At 48.7% G+C, this 17,935-nt stretch carries 16 protein-coding genes, 1 tRNA gene and 1 other RNA gene; 11 read left to right on the forward strand and 7 right to left on the reverse strand.

The window, feature by feature from the left end; genetic code table 11:
• Window positions 1–160: 160 nt before the first annotated feature.
• From RBH92_RS09515 to ffs, 3 genes are all read right to left on the reverse strand, one after another.
• The gene (locus RBH92_RS09515; RefSeq protein ID WP_307931841.1) at window positions 161–484 is read right to left on the reverse strand and encodes a YbaB/EbfC family nucleoid-associated protein; all 324 of its coding nucleotides are present in this window, start codon (window positions 482–484) and stop codon (window positions 161–163) included.
• A 14-nt stretch (window positions 485–498) separates the two neighbouring features.
• Window positions 499–2,106, reverse strand: coding sequence for a DNA polymerase III subunit gamma/tau (gene dnaX / locus RBH92_RS09520; protein WP_307931842.1), 1,608 nt, complete (start codon window positions 2,104–2,106; stop codon window positions 499–501).
• A 75-nt stretch (window positions 2,107–2,181) separates the two neighbouring features.
• An RNA gene (gene ffs, locus RBH92_RS09525) (signal recognition particle sRNA small type) lies at window positions 2,182–2,280 on the reverse strand.
• Between the two features lie 144 nt (window positions 2,281–2,424).
• On the opposite strand from ffs, the gene RBH92_RS09530 reads away from it, so the two are divergent.
• Window positions 2,425–3,552 carry an HD domain-containing phosphohydrolase gene (locus tag RBH92_RS09530; RefSeq protein ID WP_307931843.1) on the forward strand — a complete coding sequence of 376 codons (1,128 nt, stop codon included), beginning with the start codon at window positions 2,425–2,427 and terminating at the stop codon, window positions 3,550–3,552.
• Here RBH92_RS09530 and RBH92_RS09535 read toward each other — a convergent pair.
• Window positions 3,543–3,758, reverse strand: a complete 216-nt coding sequence (locus tag RBH92_RS09535; protein WP_307931844.1) for a hypothetical protein — start codon at window positions 3,756–3,758, stop codon at window positions 3,543–3,545. The genes RBH92_RS09530 and RBH92_RS09535 overlap by 10 nt on opposite strands.
• Before the next feature lie 132 nt (window positions 3,759–3,890).
• Here RBH92_RS09535 and RBH92_RS09540 point away from each other — a divergent pair, with 132 nt between their 5' ends.
• Entirely contained in the window at window positions 3,891–5,885 is a 1,995-nt protein-coding gene (locus RBH92_RS09540; protein WP_307931845.1) for a metallophosphoesterase family protein, read from the forward strand.
• Between the two features lie 91 nt (window positions 5,886–5,976).
• Window positions 5,977–7,416, forward strand: coding sequence for a TM0106 family RecB-like putative nuclease (locus RBH92_RS09545; RefSeq protein WP_307931846.1), 1,440 nt, complete (start codon window positions 5,977–5,979; stop codon window positions 7,414–7,416).
• 102 nt (window positions 7,417–7,518) lie between these two features.
• On the opposite strand, the gene RBH92_RS09550 is transcribed toward RBH92_RS09545, so the two are convergent.
• Window positions 7,519–7,812 carry a hypothetical protein gene (locus RBH92_RS09550; RefSeq protein WP_307931847.1) on the reverse strand — a complete coding sequence of 98 codons (294 nt, stop codon included), beginning with the start codon at window positions 7,810–7,812 and terminating at the stop codon, window positions 7,519–7,521.
• 175 nt (window positions 7,813–7,987) lie between these two features.
• Here RBH92_RS09550 and dapE point away from each other — a divergent pair, with 175 nt between their 5' ends.
• A complete protein-coding gene (gene dapE / locus RBH92_RS09555) occupies window positions 7,988–9,190 on the forward strand; it encodes a succinyl-diaminopimelate desuccinylase (protein WP_307931848.1) in 1,203 nt (400 codons plus the stop codon).
• A gap of 25 nt (window positions 9,191–9,215) precedes the next feature.
• Here dapE and RBH92_RS09560 read toward each other — a convergent pair whose 3' ends face one another.
• Window positions 9,216–9,830 carry a DsbA family protein gene (locus RBH92_RS09560; RefSeq protein ID WP_307931849.1) on the reverse strand — a complete coding sequence of 205 codons (615 nt, stop codon included), beginning with the start codon at window positions 9,828–9,830 and terminating at the stop codon, window positions 9,216–9,218.
• Between the two features lie 205 nt (window positions 9,831–10,035).
• On the opposite strand from RBH92_RS09560, the gene RBH92_RS09565 reads away from it, so the two are divergent.
• The 6 genes from RBH92_RS09565 to RBH92_RS09590 all read left to right on the forward strand — a co-directional run bounded on the left by RBH92_RS09565 (window position 10,036) and on the right by RBH92_RS09590 (window position 15,467).
• Entirely contained in the window at window positions 10,036–11,265 is a 1,230-nt protein-coding gene (locus RBH92_RS09565) for an aspartate kinase (protein WP_307931850.1), read from the forward strand.
• Between the two features lie 41 nt (window positions 11,266–11,306).
• A tRNA-Ser gene (locus RBH92_RS09570) sits at window positions 11,307–11,399 on the forward strand.
• 198 nt (window positions 11,400–11,597) lie between these two features.
• Window positions 11,598–12,812, forward strand: coding sequence for a tyrosine-type recombinase/integrase (locus RBH92_RS09575; RefSeq protein WP_307931851.1), 1,215 nt, complete (start codon window positions 11,598–11,600; stop codon window positions 12,810–12,812).
• Between the two features lie 15 nt (window positions 12,813–12,827).
• A complete protein-coding gene (locus RBH92_RS09580) occupies window positions 12,828–13,673 on the forward strand; it encodes a type IIL restriction-modification enzyme MmeI (RefSeq protein ID WP_307931852.1) in 846 nt (281 codons plus the stop codon).
• Window positions 13,674–13,704: 31 nt separating this feature from the next.
• Window positions 13,705–14,136, forward strand: coding sequence for an IS200/IS605 family transposase (tnpA, locus tag RBH92_RS09585; RefSeq protein WP_307931618.1), 432 nt, complete (start codon window positions 13,705–13,707; stop codon window positions 14,134–14,136).
• Between the two features lie 335 nt (window positions 14,137–14,471).
• Window positions 14,472–15,467: an IS30 family transposase gene (locus RBH92_RS09590; RefSeq protein WP_307931565.1), complete on the forward strand. Its 996-nt coding sequence runs from the start codon at window positions 14,472–14,474 to the stop codon at window positions 15,465–15,467.
• Between the two features lie 63 nt (window positions 15,468–15,530).
• On the opposite strand, the gene RBH92_RS09595 is transcribed toward RBH92_RS09590, so the two are convergent.
• Complete coding sequence (locus RBH92_RS09595; protein ID WP_307931853.1) at window positions 15,531–16,895, reverse strand: NAD-dependent succinate-semialdehyde dehydrogenase; 1,365 nt, start codon at window positions 16,893–16,895, stop codon at window positions 15,531–15,533.
• A 194-nt stretch (window positions 16,896–17,089) separates the two neighbouring features.
• Here RBH92_RS09595 and RBH92_RS09600 point away from each other — a divergent pair, with 194 nt between their 5' ends.
• Window positions 17,090–17,500, forward strand: a complete 411-nt coding sequence (locus RBH92_RS09600; protein ID WP_307931854.1) for a hypothetical protein — start codon at window positions 17,090–17,092, stop codon at window positions 17,498–17,500.
• Window positions 17,501–17,935: the final 435 nt, after the last annotated feature.

Consider the following 17,935-nt stretch of genomic DNA (forward strand, 5'->3'; position numbering starts at 1 on the left):
TACTTATTCCAGTCATAACTTTGTTTATTTTCATCCATCATTCATAACCTAGTTATTGATTGAAACAAAGCAAATCTCCTTTTGAACCATAGCAGTGCCCTTCTCGTACAACAAGCTTACCAAGCCCATCGCCATTCTGTGGGTATTATTATCATCAACCTTAGAAAGGCAATTTAAATCCCGGCGGCAGCCCCATGCCGCTGGTCAATGCCGACATTTTTTCCTGCGTGGTGGCTTCGACCTTGCGCACGGCGTCGTTGAAAGCCGCAGCGACCAGGTCTTCGAGCATTTCCTTGTCGTCGCCGATCAGGCTATTGTCGATGTCGACGCGTTTGACGTCATGGCGGCAGGTCATGGTGACTTTCACCATGCCCGCGCCGGATTGGCCTTCGACTTCGATGCTGGCAAGATTTTCCTGCATTTTGCGCATGTTTTCCTGCATCATCTGAGCCTGCTTCATCATGTTACCCAGATTTCCTCTCATTGCTGATTTCTCCTTTATTGTTCGATTGGTTTTATGGTGGAAACGATTAATTTCGCGTCGAATTGTTCGATCAATTCTTGCACCACCGGATCTTGCTCGATCGCGGCGATGGCATCGGCTTGTTTTTGCTGTTCTTCGCGTTGCTGCAACGCGGCGGGGGTTAGCCCGGACAACGCGCCGACGGTGAAACTCAGTCTAACAGGTTTGCCAAAATAAGTATCCAATGCCGCCTGGATTTTATCCTGATACTTCTTATCCAACAGGTGCTTATGCACTTCCGGCACATACAGTTCAACACTGTCCGCCGACAACACCTTGGCTTCGCTATGCTGCGCCAGCATTTTCGCCATGCCGGTCAGTTTCAGTTGCTGGCTCAGTTGCGGCCAGCCGAGATTGGATGCATCGGCATTTCGGGTATTCTCAACCGGCGCCGCCGCTACCGGCGCGGGTTTAACCGGCGATGGGGGCTTTTGCGGCTGCGCGATTGTTGCTGCCGGTTGCTTAGCGGGTTGCGCTGGCCGGTCAGTTGTCATGTCATCTGGCATGAACGTCAGCATGCGCAGCAGCGTCATGGTGAAACCGGCGTATTCGTCGGGCGCCAGGCTCAAATCGCTGCGGCCGTGCAACGCGATTTGGTAAAACAATTGAATGTCGTCCGGCGGCAGTAGCCGCGCCAGTTCGAAAATGCGCGCATAATCCGGCGTATCCTCGCCGATCGCTTGCGGCACGGTCTGCGCCAGCGCGATGCGATGCAACAACGCGGCCAGATCCTGCAATGCCAGATCGAACGACAGGCATTGCGCTTCCATTTCATCCGCCAGCGTCAATAGTTGCACGCCATTCTTTTGCGCCAACGCTTCCAGCAGGTCGAACAAGTAACCCTGATCGATGATGCCGAGCATGTCGCGCACGCCGGTTTCGGCAATTGCTCCTTCGCCGAAAGCAATCGCCTGATCCAGCAAACTGAGGGCATCGCGCATGCTGCCTTGCGCGGCGCGGGCGATTAATTGCAACGAAACGTCATCCGCCGGAACGTTTTCCTGCTGCAGGATGTTTTTGAGATGCCCGGCTATTTGCGCTTGCGGAATTTGCTTCAGGTTGAATTGCAAGCAGCGGGACAGCACCGTTACCGGAATTTTCTGCGGATCGGTCGTGGCCAGCACAAATTTGACATGCGCCGGGGGTTCTTCCAGGGTTTTCAGCATGGCATTGAACGCCGACTTCGACAGCATGTGCACTTCGTCGATGATGTAGATCTTGTAACGCCCGCCGGTCGGCGCGTACAAAGCATTTTCCAGCAATTCGCGCATGTTATCGACTTGCGTATTGGAGGCCGCGTCCAATTCGATCAAGTCGATGAAACTGCCGCTGTCGATTTGAAGGCAAGCCGGACAGACGCCGCACGGTGACGCGGTGACGCCGGTTTCACAATTGAGCGACTTGGCTAGAATGCGGGCGATGGTGGTTTTGCCGACGCCGCGAGTGCCGGTGAACAAATACGCGTGATGCAAGCGGTTTTGCTCCAGCGCGTTGGTCAAGGCTCTGACAACATGTTCCTGCCCTGTCAATTCGGAAAACTTTTTGGGGCGCCACTTGCGCGCAAGGACTTGTGTTTGCGACACGTTACCGTATGGAGAAAGCGAAAACAGTCTTCAATATCAGAAAAATACCGGAAAGGCCGATCCCGGCTGGTGTTGGGCGGCGAGCCAGATCCCCGGCACTCGCGATAAATAGCTGTGGCTGCTTCCTTCCGGACCTGACCAGGTTCACTACCTCACGATGCGGGGTGGCCCGCCATAAAACTAAAAAGTTGCGGAAGTATACCAGTAGATGAGGGATTACTCCATTCTCAGTCGATGCGGCATTTACTGCGCATCAAAAAATAATTCAAATCCAAATCCGCTGGAACCGTTAAGCTAATTTTATCCGGATTTACAGCTATGTTTCATCACCACGATTTACTCACCGATCTTGATAAGGCGTTGCCGGTCAAAGATAAAATCATCAGTGCGCATCGTTCCATCCAGCAGCGGTTTGCGTTTATTTCCCGTATCGCGATTGCGTTGTACGATCCGGAAACACGCATTCTCAAAACCTATCTCGACAGCAGCGGCAACGATAAACCGTTGGCGAATTATCAAGCGGCGCTCGATGACGCACCCTCGCTGAAAGAAATTCTGGCCCGGGGACTGCCGCGCGTTGTCAATAATTTGGTCACTTTTGAGAATGGCGCGCATGTGCATACTCAGCGAATCGGTCGCTCCGGCTATGCCGCCAGCTATACGATGCCGATTTTTCATGCCGGGGAATTCGTCGGTTTCTTATTCTTTAATTCACATGAAAGCGATGTATTCACCGAGAATGTCTTGAGCATCCTCGATATTTACGGGCATTTAATTGCGCTCATGATCATCAATGAACTGACCACGCTTAAAGTCATGGGCGCCGCGTTAAAAACCACCAGCGGCATTACCCATGTCCGCGATCCGGAAACCGGCAGCCACCTGGACCGGATGTCGCGTTACAGCCGCCTGATAGCCGCCGAGCTTGCCGGGCAATATGATCTGGACGATGCCTACATCGAGCATATTTTCATGTTCTCCCCGTTGCACGATATCGGGAAAATTTCGATACCCGACAGCATTTTGCTGAAACCGGGCCAGCTCGATGCCAATGAACGATCGATCATGAATACGCATGCGCAAAAAGGCAGGCGGATGATTGACGATATCGTGATGAACTTCGGTTTCGAAAGTATCGATCACATCGACATATTGAGAAATATCGCGGAATTTCACCATGAAGCGATGAATGGCAGCGGCTATCCTACCGGGAAAAAAGGGCGGGAAATTCCATTGGAAGCGCGGATCGTCGCAGTCGCCGATGTTTTCGACGCGCTCACTTCGCAACGCCCTTACAAGGAAGCCTGGAGTAATCAACGAGCATTCGACATGCTGAAGCAAATGGCCGGGACAAAACTTGATTCGGATTGCGTTAATGCATTGATTAAAAATGAAGAATCAATCATATTGATTCAACAGCAATTTAAAGAAAATATTTACGGCTGATAGCACAATTCCGGGCGCTCCCGCATCGCCATTCTTCCTCTGATGCCGCCCGGCCACTTCTTCACTTCAAAACGCTGTTTCTCTATGGAAATGCTGATTAATTCAACGAATGAGATGAAGCGCGAGGCGCACGGAACGCAGCAACCGAGACATATCAATAAGATAGACGAGGATGCGAGTACCGCGTAACGAAGTGATTCGCTCATGCAGTCAATTAATCAGCATTTCCCTATATAATCGGCAAGCGTCCCGGCTTAATGTCATTCCGGCTTGTTGAATAGCATTCGATAAGACGCGTCGAGCCGGTTCAAGCAATAACCCAGATAAAGGAGATACCGATGACATCCACGTTGCTGGCAGGTCCAATCGTTCGCCGAGTCACTAAAAATCGCGTGTGCGTGTGGCTGGCGACAAGCCATCCGGTTAATCTTAAATTAGAAATTTTGAATGAAGACCGGCAAGTTCTTGCTTCAAGCAATCCCGCAGACTTGAAATTGCAACGCATAACCGCCGGAAAGAATCTGCATATCTACCTTCTGCAAGCACGCCCGGCTGAAAATAGCTTCCCGGTTGATCGTTTACTCAGTTACCGGATCGTCGAATTGAAAAACGATACCGAGCAGAACTGGGATCTTCGCGCATCGGGATTGACTTACGGCGATCAAGAATATCCCACTTTTTTTATCCCCGATCAATTATCACAAGTGCTTTATGGTAGTTGCCGGAAACCGCATCATTACCGTAAACCCCGAGATGCGGAGCACGCGGATGCACTAGGTTTCGCAGATGATTTATTGAACGCGCATCATCGCGATTTGCGCCAACGTCCGGGTATTTTGCTGCTGGGCGGCGATCAGATTTATGCCGACGACGTAGGCATTTCACTATTTGCCATGCTGCGCCAGGAAGCAATCCGGTTAACCGGTCATCCGGAACTGTTGCCTTTGCCCGGCGGCGCCACATTTGATCCAACCAAAATCTCCATCGGAAACCGCAAGTCAATTCTGAAGGAACACAACACCGGCTTTACTTCCGATCTATCCCATAACCATCTCTTGAGTTTCGGCGAATTTGCCGCGATGTATCTCTATGTTTTCGGCAATCATGATGACTGGCAGCCAGTTTTTGACTGGGAGAACCTTAAGTCCTTGGGACTTGAGAATGCAGACAAAGCGCGCGATGTTTTTACGCATGAGCATAAGTCCTTATGCCTGTTTCACGAAAACCTGAAGAAAGTCAGGCGAATAATGGCAAATGTTTCAACTTACATGATCTTTGACGATCATGAAGTCACCGATGATTGGAATATCACGGGCGCTTGGCACGAAAAAGTACGGAATTCTGTATTGGGACGGCGAATCGTCAGCAATGCGCTGGCGGCGTATTGGCTATTCCAGGGATGGGGCAACGATCCGGACAATTTCGACAAGGATTTTATTTATTCCATTTCGAAGCATCTCAGCAACGAACAAATTCGGGCCGATGACGCCGACCGTTTCGATCTTTTCACCTGGAAACATCGCCTCTGGGGTTTTTCCATACCGACCAATCCACCAGTTATCGCCATTGATTGCCGTACCCAGCGGCAACCGGATCATGGTTATCATGACCATCATCCGCCTCGGTTGATGGATCGATACGCGTTAGACTGGTTACGCGTTGAGTGGGTCAAGCTTAAAAGCGATCTCGATCTCGCAACGGATGTTTGTCCTATTATCATGACGGCGATACCGGTCATGGGATTCACTGCGGTTGCAACCGCAAAGCAACTGGCGGTTTGGTTAGCCGGCAAGCTGGAAGGATGGCAGCCGATCTATTTTATTGAGAAACTGTTGAAGCAAGAAGGTGTTATTACCGGATGGGTTGTCGAAAAACTGGACGTTGAAGCCACCAATAAAGATGGTTACGCCGCTTTTCTCAGCACATTAACCGATGCGATGAGCATCCGGCGCTGTGTATTTTTGTCCGGCGATGTGCATCATTCATTCGCGGCTACCGGCTGGTTCAAACTGTCTGGCAAACGTCTGGATTGCTATCAATTCACCAGTTCCGCGCTGTGCAACAAATTACATGACCAGGGCGAAAAGCTGCTGGAAATCGGCAACAAGCAAACCAAGCCTTTCAGCCGGCGCGGTTTTATCAATTGGTCTTACTGGCGCTCCGGAATGGAGTTGCTGATCGCGCAAAACCGGGCATGCCGCGTGACCGCGCAATGTAACCTCGGATTGGTCAGATTCGATCGTGGCGCCCCGGAAAAAAATATACTGCTTACCGGCGAAGACAGTACCGCATGGCCCGCTTATGAGCTGCCGAAATTTCCGCCTTCCGATTAATTAATTTCGGGCAGGCGTCTATTCTGCGCTTAATGTCACCCGAAATCAGCGAAAGAAAAACAATAGCCCGCATGACCTTCAGTGTTTCTCAATGACGAGTAAAGGCAAGCAAACATTATCCACTTGGATCCGGCCAAGCGATGCTTCGGCATGGGTAGCTTGCGCCAGGCGGGTGTGGTTTGATCAACATCAACCAACCGCACACGAACCCGATGATTTCAATCGAATGCTCAGCACCCTGGGTCTCGAACACGAAGCTGCAATTCTCGCAAAACTGGAAAGCCAATACCCGGTGACTACGGCGACTTCCTTTGAACACACCCAAACTTTAATTCAGCAAGGCGTGCCGGTCATTTACCAGGGACAATTGAAAAACGAACAATTAGGCCTGGCCGGTTATCCTGATTTTCTGATCCGGCATGAAAGCGGTCATTATCAACCTGCCGATGCCAAGCTTTCATCCAGCGAAAACAAGAAAGCCATCCAAATTCAACTCGGCATTTACCGGCGGTTATTAGCAAATAAGTTGCCGGCGATGGTTTTTCTGGGGGACGGCCGTACCGCAACGCTTGGCGATGAGGTTGACGCTGTGGTCGATGAATTCATTGCCAGCATGCGGGCAATCCTTGATTTGCCGCAGCCGCCATCGGTTCGATACAGTCATAGCAAGTGCCGCATCTGCCCGTATATTGACAACTGTCTCCCGGAATTTGAATCATCAGAAGACATTTCATTATTGTATGGTATCCATGGCAAGGCAGCCGATCATTTGGCCGAATCAGGGATCAGTACCATTTCTCAGCTCGCGGCCAGCTCAGCCGAATTGCTTCCCGACGCGCCTTATCTCAAGGGTTACAAACGAAAACATCGCGCTATCCTACAGGCCAAATCCCATCTGACCGGAGAAGTGTTTCAGCTTGCTCGAACCGCGCTTCCTGAAGGCGCCTGGATTCATTTCGACATCGAAGATAATCCGTTAACGCCCAACCGTGAACGTCATGTGTATCTTTGGGGGTTTCTACTGCCGGATTACGATACCGGGAGTTTTGATTATGTGTGGACGGATGATGAATCCCGTGATTTTGACGGCTGGCTGGGTTTCCTGAAAAAGATTGAAGCGTATCGGTCCAAATTTCCATCCATGATACTGACGCACTATTCTAATCATGAAAAAGCCACGATCCGCAAATATGCCGAACGCTATGCGATGGAAACGCATGCCACGGTTGCCTGGTTACTCGGCCAGGACAGCCCGTTATTCGATATACAGAATCCGGTGCTGGATTGTTTGGTGTTGCCACTGCAAGGATACGGACTTAAAGATATTTGCAAGCATCCGGCATTGGTTAACTTCCAATGGCAGAATCAGGAGTCAGGATCTCAATGGTCGGTGGTGCAGTTCCACCGCTTCCGCGCAGAAAAAAATGAAACTGAGCGGGAGCGGCTAAAAACAGAAATTTTGAGATATAACCGGGATGACGTGATTGCAACCAGAAAACTGGAAATGTGGCTTAGAAACTTGTTTCGTTGATTGGCGGCGGGAAATCGAACCACAAACTGCCGCCACCCACCGCACTGGCGTTTAAAAAATCAATCGACTTGAGTAGTAGCTTGTCATTGAATTCCAATATCACTACCTAAAAGAAACCATTTCCAAGCTATCATTCGGTAATAATTTTTCCAAATGAGGAAAAGCTTTTTCATGAATTTCTTGCAAGGTATAAATCTCTTGCAGCACATCCAATGGAAACCCCTGTCTGCTATGATCTCTTTCGACCACGAGCAGCTTGTTGATATACGAATAGAATTCCTTATACCCCCAATGCAATTCAATCATCCCAGCCACTCTTTGATATTGGGTATCGAGTAACGATTCTTTATCACCTAAATGAATCTTGAATTCCTTAATTGAATTTTTTAAAGACATTTTGATCTTCCTTTCTATAAATCAACGTAATATACCAATCCTTCAAAGCCAGAAAAGTCTGACGGCTTTATTTGTTTTCCTATTACGGACGGATTGCAATAAAATTCAGCCATTCTCGTATAACCGCAACAATTTCCGGCACAATCTCAAATAACTCTTTATATTAAAAATTGCTATGTCCAATGATACTTTAGCCCTCGCCCAAGCACTGATTGCACGAAAATCTTTGACACCATCCGATGACGGTTGCCAGGATATCTTAATCAATCGGCTCGAAAAGCTTGGTTTTCATATTGAAACAATGCGTTTTGGCCAAGTTGACAATTTATGGGCACGGCGCGGCAACAGTTCACCGGTGTTGTGTTTTGCCGGGCACACGGATGTCGTCCCAACGGGTCCGTTGGAAGAATGGGACAGCGATCCATTCACGCCGGCAATTAGAGACAATCGCCTTTATGGCCGCGGCGCGGCGGATATGAAATCTTCGCTGGCGGCATTTATAACGTCCATTGAAGCATTTTTACAGCAGCATGCGAATCATGATGGATCGATTGCACTATTAATCACCTCGGATGAAGAAGGCGTTGCAATCGATGGTACGGTCAAGGTCGTTGAAACCTTAAAGGCGCGCGAAGAATTGATTGATTATTGTATCGTGGGTGAACCGACTTGCACCGATAAACTGGGCGATACCATTAAAAACGGCCGCCGCGGATCCTTGTCCGGCAATCTGACAGTAATGGGTATTCAAGGTCATATCGCATACCCGCATTTAGCAAAAAATCCCATTCATCTTGTTGCCCCGGCGATTGCAGAATTAGCGCAGACGGAATGGGATCAAGGCAACGAATATTTTCCGCCGACCACCTGGCATATTTCCAACATCCACGCCGGTACCGGCGCTACCAATGTTATCCCCGGCACACTGAATTTGTTATTTAATTTTCGATTCTCGACCGCCAGCACCGTTGAATCATTAAAAACCAAGGTGCATCAAATTCTTGATAAGCATGGCTTAAATTATGAATTGCAATGGGAATTGTCGGGAAAACCTTTTTTGACAGAGAAAGCCGAGCTTGCGAATGCAATGCATGCAGCCATCGCGTCAGTTACCACTCTCGAGCCACAGTTCTCTACATCCGGCGGCACCTCGGACGGACGGTTCATTGCCGACATTTGTAAACAAGTCATCGAATTCGGCCCCTGCAATGCCACGATTCACAAACTGAATGAACATGTTAATGTCGATGATTTGGATAAATTATCAAGAATTTATCAATTAACCATGGAAAATTTGCTAGTGAGCAAGGATCCTAAATCACATACCAGTGAAGCAAACGGTTTCTGGGATAGATTAAGAAAAACTTTCTTTGATTAGGGAAAGTGCACGACCGAAATGCAAGTTAAAGGTGGATATTAATCTCATCCAGCATGGTTCGGAAATTTCGATAATCGATCGCGATCGGATATATCGCTTCACTCCGCATCAATCGTAAGGATGGATACGAATCGACGCCCATGCTTCGCGATAACTGGATTTGCAGCTGTAATTCGTTCTCGACATCCGTGCTGACCAAATCCACTTTGAAAGTGTCGGCATCGAGACCGATCACTTCGGCGCACTCCACTAATATTTCCAGTAATGCGGGATTTTTTGCCTTTTGGTAATAAGCATCTTGAATCGCACGGATCATTTTCAGATCCGCATCCGCGCTTTGTCTTTTTGCCGCAATAACTGCCCGGCAAGCCGGATAGGTTGAGCGGATCGGCCTATTGCGCGACCAGAATTCCCAGTTAAACCGGATGCCGGGTATCGTTTGTTCGATTCTTTGCCATGCTTGTTGAATACTCTGCTGAACTGTGAGCGGCATCGGTGCTGTTGTATCGGAAGCCAAACCGCCCAGCAAATAAACAACCTTAACTTCACCTGATAGATTGTTCTGTAACAACGACCATGCTTCACTAAATGCATAGCACCAACTGCACATCGGATCATGAATATAATATAAACGAGTCATTGCGCTTTTACGTAACAATTTTTACCATTTTGGATACCGGTTCTTTCCGCCATAATCTGCAAGAATAATTAATCCATACAGTTTATACACGCTCGTTAGCGCTTTGCTGTAGGCCCTCTGCGAAGCAACAACTGGTTTTCTATAAGAGAAATGTGTAAAATTATGCGCTTTTTCCATTCAATAATCTTAATGGATTTTTAATTTCGTGGCTTTTTACGTACAAAAATATGGCGGCACTTCGGTCGGAAGTACCGAGAGAATAAAAAATGTAGCTCGTCGGGTTGCGAAGTTCCATTCACAGGGACATCGACTCGTTGTTGTCGTATCGGCAATGAGCGGTGAAACCAACCGGTTAATTGCTTTAGCGCATGAAGTACAGGAAAATCCCAGCCCGCGTGAGCTGGATGTCATGATCTCGACAGGTGAGCAGGTTTCAATTGCACTCTTGGCAATGGCGCTCATGGAACTGAATGTAAAAGCCAAAAGTTACACCGGCTCTCAAGTCAGGATATTAACCGATAGCACATTCACCAAAGCGCGCATTTTGAGCATAGACGAAGACAAAATTCGAGCGGATTTAGATGCCGGATATGTCGTAGTTGTTGCCGGATTCCAGGGCGTCGATGAAAAAGGCAGTATTACTACTTTAGGGCGCGGTGGTTCAGATACGACCGGCGTTGCGCTTGCGGCTGCGCTTAAAGCCGATGAATGCCAGATTTATACCGATGTCGATGGAATTTATACTACCGATCCCCGTGTAGTTGCCGAAGCCAGAAGATTAAACACCATTACTTTCGAAGAGATGCTGGAAATGGCAAGCCTGGGTTCGAAAGTATTACAGCTTAGATCAGTCGAGTTTGCCGGAAAATATAAAGTCAAACTCAGAGTTTTATCCAGTTTTGAAGAAGACGGGCATGGTACGCTGATCACATTTGAGGAAGATGAAAATATGGAGCAAGCGGTTATTTCAGGTATTGCATTCAATCGTGATGAGGCAAAAATTACAGTTTTGGGCGTGCCAGACCATCCTGGCATTGCATATCAGATCCTTGGGCCTGTCGCTGATGCCAATATTGATGTCGACATGATTATTCAGAATGTCGGGCACGATGGCCTGACGGATTTCTCTTTCACCGTTCACCGCAATGAGTTTAAAAACACGATGAATATCCTGAAAGAGCAGATTCAACCGCATATTGGTGCCCGTGACGTGCTCGGAGGTGATAGAATTGCCAAGGTTTCAGTAGTTGGCGTTGGTATGCGCTCGCATGCGGGAATTGCCAGTAAAATGTTCCGCGTATTAGCGGAAGAAGGCATTAACATCCAGATGATTGCAACTTCCGAAATTAAAATATCAGTTATCGTAGACGAAAAATATATGGAATTGGCTGTGCGGGTTCTGCATAAGGCATTCGACCTTGAACAAGCACTATAAACACCAATCAGCGCATTAAGAAACGAAAAGAATCATCAATCGGAGAGATGGCCGAGTGGTCGAAGGCGCTCCCCTGCTAAGGGAGTATAGGCTCAAAAAGCTTATCGAGGGTTCGAATCCCTCTCTCTCCGCCACAGATGCACCAATAGATACCTAGCAACACCAAAGAAACCCGCATGAATGATAAGTTTGGCGGGTTTTTTGTTATCTGTAGCCAATCATGTGAAATGTGAGTAACAAGCAAAATTTGTGAGTAACTTTGTGAGTAACTATAATACACGCAAAAAAGTTACTCACATTTTTGAGCAATCCGACAGGATAAAGGCATTCACATGAAGCTGACCGATTCAATCATCAAAGCAGCAAAGCCCAAAGAGAAAGATTATTCACTAGCAGACGGTCATGGACTGGCTTTATTAGTGAAATCTTCGGGTGCGAAATGGTGGCGGTATCGATACCGTTTTAATGGCACGCCAAAAATGCTTTCAATGGGTGTCTATCCTGATGTGACATTGAAAGAAGCGCGCAATGAACAGGCACGCTTCAAGGAAATACTGAGCAACGGTATAGACCCGTCAGAGAACCGCAAGGAAGAGAAGCAGCAGGCAGCGATAGCCGCGGCTAACAGTTTTGAATCGATTGCCCGTCTTTGGTGGAATCACTGGAAGCATGACAAAACCGAACGCCATGCAGGCTACACGATCCGGCGCATGGAAGCGGATGTTTTCCCTGTCATTGGCCATAAGCCCGTAAATGAAATCACCGCAACCCAGCTTATAGCGATGATACGCAAGGTGGAATCTCGCGGTGCGCTGGATATAGCCAAGCGGGTTTTGACCCTATGCGGGCAAGTTATGCGCTATGCCGTGGCGCATGGCATGGCGGAACGGAATCCGGCAGCTGACATAAAGCCTGCTGATGTGCTGAAACCGGCAATCAAGACCAATCGCGCACGATTGAGTGAAAAAGAATTGCCTGAGTTATTGCGCAAGATCGATGGTTATGACGGGCAGCCCCTCACCCGCCTGGCAATGCAACTGATGGCTTTAACATTCGTTAGAACTGGTGAATTAATTGGCGCCCAATGGGATGAAATCGACCTGATCAAGCGTGAATGGCGCATACCGGCGGAGCGCATGAAGATGAAGACACCGCACATTGTGCCACTGAGTCAACAGGCAATAGCGGTATTGGAAGAAATCCGCAAACTGGCAGCCGATGATATATTGATATTTCCGAGCGAGCGCCGGGATGGTAAATCAATGAGCAATAACACTATTCTTTATGCACTCTACCGAATGGGCTACCACTCCCGCATGACCGGACACGGCTTCAGGGGGATAGCTTCAACGATACTTCACGAACAGGGATTCAATCATGACCATATCGAATTGCAGCTTGCGCATACTCAACGCGATGCAGTATCGGCGGCATATAATCATGCGCTATATTTGGAACCACGAGCAAAGATGATGCAAGACTGGGCAAATTATTTAGATGCAACTAAAGTTAATGCACCAATCACAATACCGTTAACTGCTGCATAAACACAAAAACACCATATGGCAATAACCTTAACTATTGATGCAATTAGAAAACGCGCTGCCAAGTTTGCGAAAAGCTATGAAAACATAAAATCTGAGAAACAACACGATCAGAATTTCATGAGAGATTTTTGTGAAGTATTCGGCATCAACGCTAGGCGCATCGAATGGCAGTATAAAACCAAGACCGTTACATGGGTGGATGGTTTTATTCCCGGTATGCTGCTGTTTGAAATGAAATCGGCCGGTGAGAATCTGGATGAAGCTTACGGGCAAGCTGCTCGATATATTGCCCAGCTAAAAGATAAAGATTTGCCATCAACCGTGATCGTCAGTGACTTTCAGCGAATTCATGTGCATCAACGTGAAATTGGTGAACGCATCGAGATTAATTTGTGCGATTTACCGCAAGAAATCGACAAAATTAAATTCCTGGCAGGCTACGAAGAACGAGCTATACAACAAGAACAGCAAGCCAATGAGGCCGCCGCCGAAAAAATGGCTGGCCTGCATGATGCAATCAAAACTACCGGCTATACCGGCAAAGACCTGGAAACTTATTTGGTACGCTTGCTGTTTTGTTTGTTTGCCGACGATACCGGGTTATTCGGTGAAAAAGGACTGTTCCTTAATTATCTGATCAATCATACCAAACAAGACGGTTCGGATTTACATGGTGAATTAACCGCTTTGTTTGATACCTTAAATAAACCAGATGACGGTTATCTCGCAAAACACCCCGATTACGTAGGCCCCAAACGCCTTAAGAACCTGGCCGAGCATCGGCGACCCTTTCCTTATATCAACGGCGCTTTATTGTCCATCATAAGGTTAAAACCACCGGCTTCAGCCGGTCAGCTTTAGCTGCGAGAATATGCCACACAGGAGGTGTGGCATGGATTATAGATATGGAAGTCATACGGTTTATCAGATTGAATATCATTTTGTATGGGTAACGAAGTATAGATATAAGATTCTGAAGGGAGAAGTAGCAGAACGAGTACGAGAGTTGGTTCGTCAGACGTGTGAAGCATTTGAAATGAGAATTGTACAGGGTGTAGTAAGTAAGGATCATGTGCATATTCTGGTGAGTTGTCCGCCGGAGATGGCTCCGAGTGAGATCATGAGGCGGCTAAAAGGACGAACATCGAGCTATCTGTTTGAAGAATTTCCTCACTTGAAGAAGCGGTACTGGGGAAGGCATTTTTGGGCGCGAGGGTATTTCTGCGTGACAGTAGGTCAGATGACAGAAGAGATGATCAAACAATACTTGGAGCATCATTTTGAGCCAAATCCAAACGACAATTTTAAAATGGAGCCGGAATAAGACGCGTCGTTTAGTCGACGCGTATCCGGACTTTCAGTCCGTAACTCAAACCCACCGGCTTTAGCCGGTGGTTGTTTAGTTTTTAAAAGTTATACTAGCTTAAATAGGGGATTTCAGAGAATTTTATGACTTCCTCTATCGATTGATGTCGATCATCTGGTACTGTTATGCAACCTGGTTTCATCATCAAGACGCAATCCCCTATTCCTGATGGGAAATGAGATGCAGTAAAAAATGGTGGATTCAAAATTGAAGTGCAACTTTTGTAAGGAAGTTTAGGAAGCAAGCTGCGGTAGTATCGGAGCTTCTTAAACGACCAAGTAGAAGGAGCACAGATGAAGCACTACAAGCAGCTCACCAGCGAGCAACGATACCAGATTTCCGGCTTGAAGAAGGCGGGTTTGAACCAATCGCGAATAGCGGATGCAGTGGGCGTGAGCAAGTCGACGATTTCGCGGGAATTCAGGCGGAACAAGGGTCGGCGTGACTGGTATCCCAAGCAGGCGCAGGAATTACGGAACGAGCGCCGAAAACAATGCGCCAACGCCCAGCGTTTATCAATGTCGGACTGGACGGAAGTTGAGCGATTGGTTCGGCTGGACATGAGTCCGGAGCAAGCGGCCCGTCGACTTGCTTTGGAAAGTGTGTTGCAGATCAGTCACGAGACGATCTACTTGCACATATATGCAGACAAGCGTCGAGGTGGCGACCTGTGGCGGCATTTGCGTTGCCAGAAGCCCCGCAGGAAGCGTTATGCGAGCGGTCAAGAGCGCCGGGGCACGATCAAGAACCGGATCGGCATTGATGAGCGTCCGGGGATCGTGGATCAGAAGAACCGCATAGGCGACTGGGAGGGCGACACCGTAATCGGCAAGAACCATCAAGGCGCATTGGTTACGCTGGCCGAGAGGAAGTCGCGCTACATTCTGGCAGCCCAAGTGCCCGGCAAACATGCATCGGGCGTAACGGCGGCGGTAACGCGATTGCTGCGCCCCCATAAACGCAAGTGCCACACCATGACATTCGACAACGGGAAAGAATTTGCGGAGCATGAAACCATTGCTGCGAAACTCAATGTGGATATCTACTTCGCTCATCCTTATCATTCATGGGAGCGCGGCTTGAACGAGAACAGCAATGGTCTGCTGCGGCAGTATTTCCCCAAGGGAATGGAATTGATTAAGGTGACCCAGGAACAAGTACAATGGGCGGTGGATAGACTCAACCATCGACCGCGCAAGGTGCTTGGATTCAGAACCCCGTTTGAGGTGTTCTTCGGAAAGACGGTGCGCTATACCAAGCCACCGCTAGGTGTTGCACTTCGAAGTTGAATCCGCGAATCTTAGCTTGAAAGCTTCTGTTTTTTTGCAATTTCTCCAATAATCCCAAATCCCTTATCTAACCCAAACGGTTTTGATATTCACAAATTCGCGAGCGCCGTGATAAGACAATTCTCTGCCATAACCGGATTCCTTAATCCCGCCAAACGGCAAGCGCGGATCGCTTTTGACAATGCCGTTGACAAACGTGCAACCGGCATGAATTTGCCGCGCGAGCGCTTCGCCGCGGGCCGGATCGCGCGTCCATACGCTGCCGCCCAGGCCAAACTGGGTGCGATTCGCCAATTGAACCGCTTCCTCGGCATTTTTGACACGCACGATGGCAGCCACAGGACCGAACAATTCTTCGTCAAATGCCGGCATGCCCGGTTGCACGTGATCCAGGATTGCCGGTGCGTAATAAGCACCCTGTTCGCCAATTGGGAAGCCGCCGGTTACCAGCTGCGCGCCCAATGCTTGGCTTCGTTCCACTTGTGCCTGCAATTCCGAACGCAAATCCATTCGCGCCATGGGCGCGATGGTGGTTCCGGTATCCTTGGGATCGCCGCTGCGCAACTGGCTGATGAGCGTTTGCAGCTGCTCCACAAACACATCTGCGATGGTTTCCTGCAAGATAAAGCGCTTCGCGGCAATGCAGCTTTGCCCCATATTTTGCAGCCGGGCTACCAGCGCTTGTTGTGCTGTCGATTCGATATCGACATCGTCAAGCACGATGAATGGATCCGATCCACCCAATTCCAGCACACACTTTTTCAAATGCTGCCCGGCCATCGCGGCGACTTTGCGTCCCGCCGCGCAACTGCCCGTCAACGTGACCGCAGCAATACGGCGATCGGCTATCATTGACTCTGCTTGTGCAGCGCTGATCATGAATGTACGGAAGGTATTGGCCGGAAATCCCGCTTGTTGAAATGCTACTTCCAATGCAAGAGCGCATTGCGGCACGTTCGATGCGTGTTTCAACACCACCGCGTTACCCGCCATCATCGCCGGTGCAGCGGCGCGAATCAATTGCCAGAATGGGAAATTCCACGGCATAATACATAAAACAATGCCCAGCGGTTGATAAACGACGACACTGCGGCTGGCATCGGATGCGATGACTTCATCGCGCAGGTACAATGCCGCATGATCTGCATAGTGCTCGCAACCAATCGCGCATTTCTCAATCTCGGCGCGCGCTTCCTTAAGCAATTTCCCCATTTCTTCGGTGATCAGATGCGCATAGCTTTCGCTATTTTGCCGGAATACTTGCGCCAATTGCCGAAAGAATTGAGCTCGCTGCTCATAACCCAGCGCCGCCCAGCCTGCTTGCGCTGGCTCCACTTGATCCAATGCGATACTGATTTGGTCAGCCTGCCATGTAGAAAACGATTGCATAATTTGGCCCGTGGCCGGATTGATCGATTGCATTGACATAATGAGATCCCTGATTCAAAAGATTGAGTGTTTGCTACAAGCGCCGACAACCGCACGCTGGCTCCCGGACAATGAAAGCCCGGATGAAGATGACGCGTAACCGATTATGATGTTTTTCGCACCCCGTAGCACGACAACAGGATTTATAATTCCGCATCATTTCAAATTTTAATGGCTACTTTAAAGGATATCGAATGACCGCTTCGTCAAAATTTATTAAATTGGCTTGTCTGCCAGCATTGTTAGCATGGCTGATTTTGCCACTCCACACAATCGCCGGCGACTTAGTAGAGTTACCGCAAGACGCCGTCCGCAAGCTGCAAATCGACGCCGGATTCGGCTGGGGAATATTCAGCGGCACAATTTACAACGGCAACGACAATTACCATATCACGCAATTGGTTGTCAGCATGACGCCGGTTCACGACCATCATCATATGCATATGCACCCGAATATGCCGCACGATCCGAAAGTGCATCACATCACGCTTGATTTACCGCCCTCGTCTAAAGGCGCATTATCCATGGCGTTGCCCGATGATGTTGCCGACGTGCATGACTTTAAATGGGAAATTCTCAAGGTGACGGGCTATTCCGTGCGCTGATGCGCCTGGTAGATGGATTGCATCTGCACCTCCATTTGCAAGCTCACGCGCTCAAGCCATGTCTGAGCAGTAATATCACGTACATCCCAATGAAGCGCGATTTCGTTTATCTGTTCGCCGTGCCTGACTAGGCAAAGCTCCGAGTGCTGTTATGGCGATTGTCTAACACCGTTGACTATCGACTTCTGCATTAAAGCTGTGCAAGGAGTCATGAACAAGCATAGCGAGGATAGCTGGCGTGACAACGTGTTTGTCGAGCGGCCTTTGGAAGAGCATCAAATAGCGAAGAGATGTATCTGCATACCTACGACAGCGTATGTAATGCAGAGCGAGGCTTAGAAAAATATTCATGTCTACAACCAAAGTAGACCTCACACCACACTTGACGATAAAACGCCCAATGAGTGCTTCAATAACCTGCCTGCAATCAAAAAA

The sequence above is a fragment of the Nitrosomonas sp. sh817 genome, assembly GCF_030908545.1.
GTDB lineage: Bacteria > Pseudomonadota > Gammaproteobacteria > Burkholderiales > Nitrosomonadaceae > Nitrosomonas.